Annotated in this window: 6 protein-coding genes; 5 read left to right on the forward strand and 1 reads right to left on the reverse strand. The window is 62.5% G+C overall.

Annotated features, from left to right (window positions below; translation table 11 throughout):
• Positions 1 to 261 precede the first annotated feature (261 nt).
• A complete protein-coding gene (locus OES25_04415; protein ID MDH3626883.1) occupies positions 262 to 1,920 on the reverse strand; it encodes a VCBS repeat-containing protein in 1,659 nt (552 codons plus the stop codon).
• Between the two features lie 65 nt (positions 1,921 to 1,985).
• Between OES25_04415 and OES25_04420 the strand changes: the two genes are divergently transcribed.
• The 5 genes from OES25_04420 to OES25_04440 all read left to right on the forward strand — a co-directional run.
• Positions 1,986 to 3,347, forward strand: a complete 1,362-nt coding sequence (locus OES25_04420) for a sulfatase-like hydrolase/transferase (protein ID MDH3626884.1) — start codon at positions 1,986 to 1,988, stop codon at positions 3,345 to 3,347.
• A 5-nt stretch (positions 3,348 to 3,352) separates the two neighbouring features.
• The gene (locus OES25_04425) at positions 3,353 to 3,907 is read left to right on the forward strand and encodes a redoxin domain-containing protein (protein MDH3626885.1); all 555 of its coding nucleotides are present in this window, start codon (positions 3,353 to 3,355) and stop codon (positions 3,905 to 3,907) included.
• On the forward strand, positions 3,904 to 5,601 hold the full coding sequence (locus tag OES25_04430; protein MDH3626886.1) for a tetratricopeptide repeat protein: 1,698 nt from the start codon (positions 3,904 to 3,906) through the stop codon (positions 5,599 to 5,601). Before OES25_04425 ends, OES25_04430 begins: the two co-directional genes overlap by 4 nt.
• 48 nt (positions 5,602 to 5,649) lie before the next feature.
• Positions 5,650 to 6,549 carry a lysophospholipid acyltransferase family protein gene (locus tag OES25_04435; GenBank protein MDH3626887.1) on the forward strand — a complete coding sequence of 300 codons (900 nt, stop codon included), beginning with the start codon at positions 5,650 to 5,652 and terminating at the stop codon, positions 6,547 to 6,549.
• Positions 6,546 to 7,385: cation:proton antiporter (locus OES25_04440; GenBank protein MDH3626888.1), on the forward strand; the 840-nt coding region annotated here is incomplete at its 3' end. The genes OES25_04435 and OES25_04440, both read left to right, overlap by 4 nt.

A 7,385-nucleotide genomic window follows, 5' to 3' on the forward strand; every position in this document is an offset into this window, starting at 1 on the left:
CATCCGACCGTCGTCGTTCCAGTCGACCCGGGCAGCCGCCCGCCCGTCATCCGAAAAATCGAGTCCGCTGACGCCGGCGACATCGACGAACCGACCGTGTCCGAGGTTGAGGAGTGCGCCGTTGCGTTCGTTGCCGCTCCAGGACGAACCATCACGCAGAGCGTGAGCCAGCGCCGCCCAACCCTCAACGTACTCGCCAGCGGAGGCATGCTGAAGATCGGTGATCGGAGGTTGCGACGCGACCCGCCGCCAGAAGTAAGTTCACAAGTCGTCGTCGAGGGCGCCGCTGACGAATCCATTGGGTAGCACCAGGTCATCCTGGGAATCGTTATCCCAATCGACGAAGATGCCGCCCCAACCCCACCGCCCCATGCGAACGCCGGCTTGATCTCCACGTTCGACAAATCCGGACGCGTCGTTGACGAACAACGAGTTCCCCAGGCTGTACCCGCGAATCGCCGATCGTTGGGACGCGTCGACGTCCGTCTGGAACTCGGGCTGATACGCAATCCTGCGTCCCGCAGCCGAGTACATGTTGGTGACGTAGAGGTCGAGATCGCCGTCCGCGTCGAAGTCGGACCATGAGGCACCCATGCCGGCGGCCTGATCCTCGATCCCCATGCTGGCCGCCACATCCGTGAACCGACCGCCGTCATTGAGATAGAGATTGTTGCGGCCGAAATCATTGGCGACGTAGAGATCGGCATCGCCGTCGTTATCGTAATCCGCCCACGCGCCAACCAGGCTGAATCGGCGGTTGTTCTGGTCCAGCCCGACGGCAATCGTGACGTCCGCGAATCGGTCATCCCCCTCGTTGCGCATCAGGTGGTTGCTGGGACCGTTGTTGGCATCGTGAAACGGCAACGGGATGCTGACGCCGTAGTCCTGCTCGATGTAACGCACCCCGTACAGATCCAGATCGCCGTCTCCGTCGAAATCGGCTGCCGAGAGACCGTAGAACGGCGCGGAGGTGGGGGCCTTCATGCGGACGAAGTTCTCGAAGCGAGCGGCGCCGTCATTCTTTGCGAGGACGATCGTGTTGCCGACCGCGGTCACAAGATCGCGATCGCCGTCGTTGTCGGTATCGACGATGAGGACACCTTTCGTATCGTCGAGCCAGGCGACCCCGGCGTCGTCGGCGCGATCGACAACCGTTCCATCCGGCTGGCGGATTAGGAGACGATTGGGAAGGCCGGTTCCCATGGCGACGTAGACGTCCTCGAGCCCATCGCCGTTCAGATCCCCGATAGCGATCCCCTGATGACCCATCAGGTGGGGCTCGCCCAGGTTGTCGATCCGGCCGAACCAGTATTCGGATCCCAGCGCGATGTCCGGTGCGTCGACGAGATCACCCATCACCGACGCCGTGCGATCGACGAATGCCGTTCCCCGGGTGGTCACCCGCTCTGTCGACTGACGGGTAATCCGCGAGATCCTCCAGGCACGGTCCTCGACATCCTTGGAGGGCCGCTGCCACCCGACCTGCCAGTGGGACACCTCGTAGAGAAGCGTCTTGCCGGATTGTCCAGAGACCTCGACACGGATCAGCGTAGTGATGTTTCTGGAATCGTGGCGATCGAAACTGATCGGCTTGAGCGAGACTGCCCCGCTGTGCGTGGACGTCCATTTCCTGAGTGCCGTCGTCGCCTTCAGGCGCGGGGCTTGCTCGTGAGGCTTGCCGAAGGTAGTGAGGAAGGACCCATGGCGCCGTGACAGACCGTTGGCGGTCAGATCCGTCGACATCGCCTTTTGAGTAAAGATGGTCGGCGGCTTGTTGAGACCTCCAGCCGAGGTCCACTCGGCCAGAAGACCCAGCGGTGCCGAGATCGATTCCTCGATGTCGGCCTGGCCCGATGCGCACGGGACCCCCACGCAGATCAGGGCGATCACGAAGCAGCGAGCTGAACAGCGTCGTGTCATCGCCGCGAAGGATACTCCGGAGTTGGGGAACCCACCTATAATGCGTCGATTCGTGGAGACCGGGTATGCGAGTGAGATCGGCAGTCCTGTGGCTCGGTGCAATCCTGGCGATCCTGGCGGCGGCGGAATGTCGACCCGCATCGAGTCCACCACGCAACCTGATCGTGATCTCCATCGACACCCTGCGGGCGGACGCGCTCGGCTGCTACGGGAACGAACGGGAGACCTCGCCCGGGATCGACCGCATCGCGGCTAACGGCGTCCTGTTCGAGGACGCGTCGGCGACATCACCGTGGACCAAGCCATCGCATGCATCCCTGCTGACCGGGCTGTACCCCCGTCGGCATGGCGCGCGCTCGATGGAGGCCGTCATGGCGACGGACGCCGTGCACCTCGCGTCGTGGCTTGCGGAACGAGGGTTTCAGACTGCCGCCGTGGTGAACTCCCGATACCTGACGTCCCACGGCCTCGAGAACGGGTTCATCGATTTCACCTCCATCGACTACATCCAGGGGCAGCGTCACGGCTCTCCCGTCACCGGCGCGGCGATCGACTGGCTTAAGAACCGAGATGCGACACGCCGGTTCTTCCTGCTGGTCCACTACATGGATGTCCATAGCGACTACGCGTCGCTCGCGGAGTACGAGCAGCGATTTGTCGAGCCCTACGACGGTCCGTTCACAGGCTCGACCCGGGAACTCTATCGAGTCGCGGAGGGCGATCTGCGCCCCGACCCATCGGATATCCGTCACCTGCGCAATCTCTACGACGCCGGCGTACGACAGATCGACGACCGGATCGAGCAACTGCTTGGCTTCCTGAAAGGGGAGGGGCTGCTGGAAGACAGCCTGCTGGTGATCACCTCGGATCACGGTGAGGAGTTCATGGAGCACGGTGGCGTGCTTCATGGCTTCTCCCAACATCAGGAGGTCATCAGGATCCCGCTGATCTTCCACGGGCCGGGTATTCCCGAGGACGTGCGAGTCTCGACACCGGCATCGCTGGTCGATGTGCTCTCCACCAGTTTGACCGCCCTCGATGTCGAGTCGCCGGACGACGTGGATGGTGCGCCCTTGCAGGAAACGTGGAGTCGGGACGGGACGGTGGCGGATCGCTTCCTCTATGCAGAGGCGGACATCTCCTTCCCACCTCCCGGACGCGGCGCGGCGCCGCTGGGCCCCCATCGGGCGGTCCGCAACGATCGTTACCGACTGCACTATCAAACCGACACTCAGACGACCCGGCTCTTCGATCTTGCGAACGATCCGGGGGAGCAGATTGACGTCGCGGCGCAATTCCCGGGCATAACGGAGACACTGCGGGATCGGCTCCTGATGTGGCTCGACGCGAGTATCACGACCCCGGAGCGTGCATTGACGGACGAGGAACTCGATCGCTTGCGATCTCTCGGTTACGTCGGACAATAGGCTCGATGAAGTCGTCAATTCCATGGGTCGGGCTGGCGTTGATCTGGGTCGCATGCGCGGCACCCATCACAATCGTCACGGATCTAGAAGGAAACGACGTCGATCCGATCGGATCGGAGAGCGTGACGGTTCTGATTTTCACGCGTACGGATTGCCCGATCTCGAACCGTTATGCGCCGGAGATCGAGAGGATTCACAGAGAGTTCGCCGATCAGGGGGTCGACCTCTGGTTGGTCTACGTCGATCCCGATGAGACGCCGGTGGAGATCCGCCAACACCTCGCCGAGTACAGCTACGGCCTTCCGGCGTTGCGGGACCCTGATCACGTGCTCGTCGCCCGGACCGGGGCGGAGATCACTCCCGAGGTCGCCGTCTTCAACGAACGGCAGGAGATGGTCTATCGAGGTCGCATCGACGATCGATTCGTAGACTTTGGTAAGACGCGGGCGGAGGCGACGCAGCATGACCTGCGGGAAACACTTCAGGCCCTCGTCGACGATCGCGAGGTCACGCTACGAACCACGTCTGCCGTCGGATGCATCATCTCGGATCTCGAGTGAGACGAACCGCCATCTGGGGTCTTCCATGCCTACTCGCCATGGTTCTGGTGAGCTGCGCGGACGATCCCATTGACGTGACGACGTTCAACCGTGACGTGGCTCCGATCCTGTGGGAGCACTGCGCCGGGTGCCACCAACCGCAGGGTTCCGCGCCGTTCTCGCTTGTGACTTACGACGATGCACAGAAACGTGCGCGTCAGATCGTTCAGGTGACGGAGTCACGTTTCATGCCGCCCTGGCTCCCGGAACCCGGTCACGGGTCGTTTGCCGGCGCCCGCCGATTGACGGACGACGAGATCGGCGTGTTCGGTGATTGGCTGAACGACGGCGAGTTGGAGGGGCAGCGTGCGGACCGCCGCGAACCGCCGCCGCCCACCGAGGGTTGGCAGTTGGGACAACCCGATCTGGTCGTTCAGCTGCCACAACCCTACGAGCTGGCGGCAGAGGGCGTCGACGTCTATCGAAATTTCGTCATCCGTATGCCACGAGGGGGAGTCCGCTGGGTAGAAGCCGTGGAGTTCCGGCCGCTGAATTTGCGTGTCACCCATCACGCCCGATTGCTGATAGATCGTGACGGTCGTTCGCGTCAGATCGACGCCGACGATCCACTACCGGGCTTCGCCGGTATGGAGATCGGGGGCGCCACGACCCCCGACGGCTCACTCATCGGCTGGACACCCGGACGTGTCCCGCATCCCGGCCACCCGGGAATGGCCTGGCGGCTCGATGACACGACCGATCTGGTCCTTCAGCTTCATCTCGTGCCGACCGGTAGACCGGAGAGTGTCGATGCGACGGTTGGCCTGTATTTCGCGGACGAGGCCCCGACCCTCCACCCGGTTGCATTTGTGCTCGGGTCACGAGATATCGACATCGCCGCGGGTGATTCGCAGTTCGTCGTGGAAGATGACTACGAACTTCCCGTCGATGTGCAGCTGCTGGCCATCTATCCCCACGCGCACTACCTCGGGAAGACGATGCAGTTGGAGGCGAGTTTCCCCAACGGAACCTCTGAGTCGCTGTTGCGTATCTCCGACTGGGACTTCAACTGGCAGGACGAGTATCACTATGCGGACCCGGTAGCGCTGCCACGGGGGACGACGTTGTCGATGCGCTATACCTACGACAACACCTCGTCCAATCCACGAAATCCCCACGAGCCACCCCGGCGGGTCGTCTACGGGTCGCGGACATTTGACGAGATGGCCGAGCTGATGGTCCAGGTCCTACCGGCGACTCTCGACGACCACCGGGCCTTGCAGCGTCATCGGACCGACAATCTCATGCGCAAGGCGATTGACTATCGGCTCCGACGACTGGAGCGAAACGCCGACGACGTTGCCAGCCTCGCAGCTCTGGGGTCGACGTACCTATCCATGGACATGCCGGCGGACGCGATCGATCCACTTCGAAGAGCTGTCCGACTGCAACCGACCGACGTTCGACTGCAGAACAACCTTGGCTACGCTCTGCGACAGCTGGGCCGGGATCAGGAGGCGGTGATTCACCTCGAGAAGGCCGTTGGTCTGAGTCCCGATAACGCCGGAATGCGATTCACCCTTGCGGAGACACTGCTGGCTCTGGATCGAGTCGACGAAGCGATCGTGCACTACGAACGAATAGTCGAACTCCGTCCCGACATCGCCAGCGCCCGAGAGGCTCTCGCTCGGGCCCGCGCACGTCAGGGTCGCTAATCGTCCCATCGGGTTGGCGAAGATGGGCGCAAGTTGTAAAGTCGCGCCGTGAAACGTCTGCGTTACCTGCTGGAAGCCGCCGCCTTTGCCGTCCTGCTCGGACTGTCGCGAGTGATCCCGCGTTCGTGGATACGCAAGATGGGGCGTGGCTTGGGGGCTCTGGCCCGCCGCCTGAATAGCCGCCACCGGACGATTGCGCTGACAAACCTACAAACGGCGATGCCTCATCTGAGCGACGACGAAGCGCTGGAGATTACGCACAATTGCTGGAAGCACTTCGGGGAGATCCTGCTCGATACGCTCAGCGTGCGCCGACTGGGTCCGGACTCCGTCGGCACCGAGGTCCATTACGAGGGTCTGGAGCATGTGCAGAACGCCTACGGAAGCGGTAGGGGCGTCCTGTTGTTCTCCGGACACTTCGGGCACTGGGAATTGATAGCGCTGATGCAGGGCCACCTCGGTCTGCCGCTATCGATCGTGGCCCGCCCCCTGGATAACCCGTATCTCGAAAAAATGCTGACGGCGTTACGCGGCTCGTCCGGCAACATCCTTATCTACAAGCGCCACGCCGTAAGAGCGATGGTCAAGTCGCTGCGAAACTCGATCGGTGCGGCACTTCTGATCGATCAGGATGCCCGAGAAGAAGGAGTCTTCGTTCCGTTCTTCGGTCGGCCGGCGTCGACGACTCCGACGCTGGCCCGTCTGGCCCTCAGGACCGGCGCGATGATCATTCCGATGTATTCCGTGCCGCGGCCCGACGGTTCATGGACGATCATTTACGAGCCACCCGTGGAGGTCGATCCCGAGGCGGATCGAATAGCCGAGACCCATCGTGTGACGGCACTCTGCACGGCCAAGTTGGAAGGTTGGATCCGTCAGCGACCGGAGTTGTGGCTCTGGATGCATCGTCGATGGAAATCCGTAGAAGGACAGGAGAGAATCGATTGAACGGATTCGCACTCATCGGGCTCGTCTTGGCGGTGACCGCCGTCCTGTCGTGGATCAACGAGCGTTGGTTCAAGCTGCCGACCGCGATCGGAGTCATGGCGGGCGCGTTACTGCTGTCGCTTAGCCTGTTCGGCCTGAAGGCGCTTGGCGTGGTGGGCGATGCCTGGGCCGTCGGCGTCATCGAGCAGGTCGATTTCGGCGACGTACTCATGAAGGGGATGCTGAGTTTTCTCCTATTCGCCGGCGCGCTACATGTCGACCTGGGAGACCTGCTGCATCGGAAGTGGTCGATCCTGGTGCTCGCGACGGCGGGCGTCATGTTCTCGACCGTTCTGGTCGGGACCCTGTTCTGGTGGTTGTGCGGTTGGTTCGGTTTCGAATTGCCCTACATCTGGGCCCTGGCTTTCGGAGCGCTGATATCGCCGACCGATCCGGTGGCGGTCCTCGGCGTGATGAAGAACGCGAAGGCACCGGAAGGTCTGAGTTCGATGGTGGCGGGGGAATCTCTGTTCAACGACGGCGTCGGAGTCGTCGTCTTCACCGTCGTCGCCGGTCTCGTCGCGGGTGGCGGTCATCTTGATGCGGCCCACGCCGGCGAACTGTTCGTCGTCGAGGCGTTGGGCGGAGCGGTGTTCGGTCTCGTCATCGGCTGGGTCGCCTACCGCATGTTGAAAACGATCGACAATCATTCCGTCGAGATCCTGATCACACTCGCCATGGTCGGTGGCGGATATGCGCTGGCGGGGCTTCTGCACACCTCGGGGCCGATCGCGATGGTTATCGCCGGGCTGTTCATGGGCAATCACGGCAGGCTGTTCGGCATGTCTGACGACACC

Source organism: Acidobacteriota bacterium (genome assembly GCA_029861955.1).
Taxonomy (GTDB): Bacteria; Acidobacteriota; Polarisedimenticolia; order Polarisedimenticolales; family Polarisedimenticolaceae; genus JAOTYK01.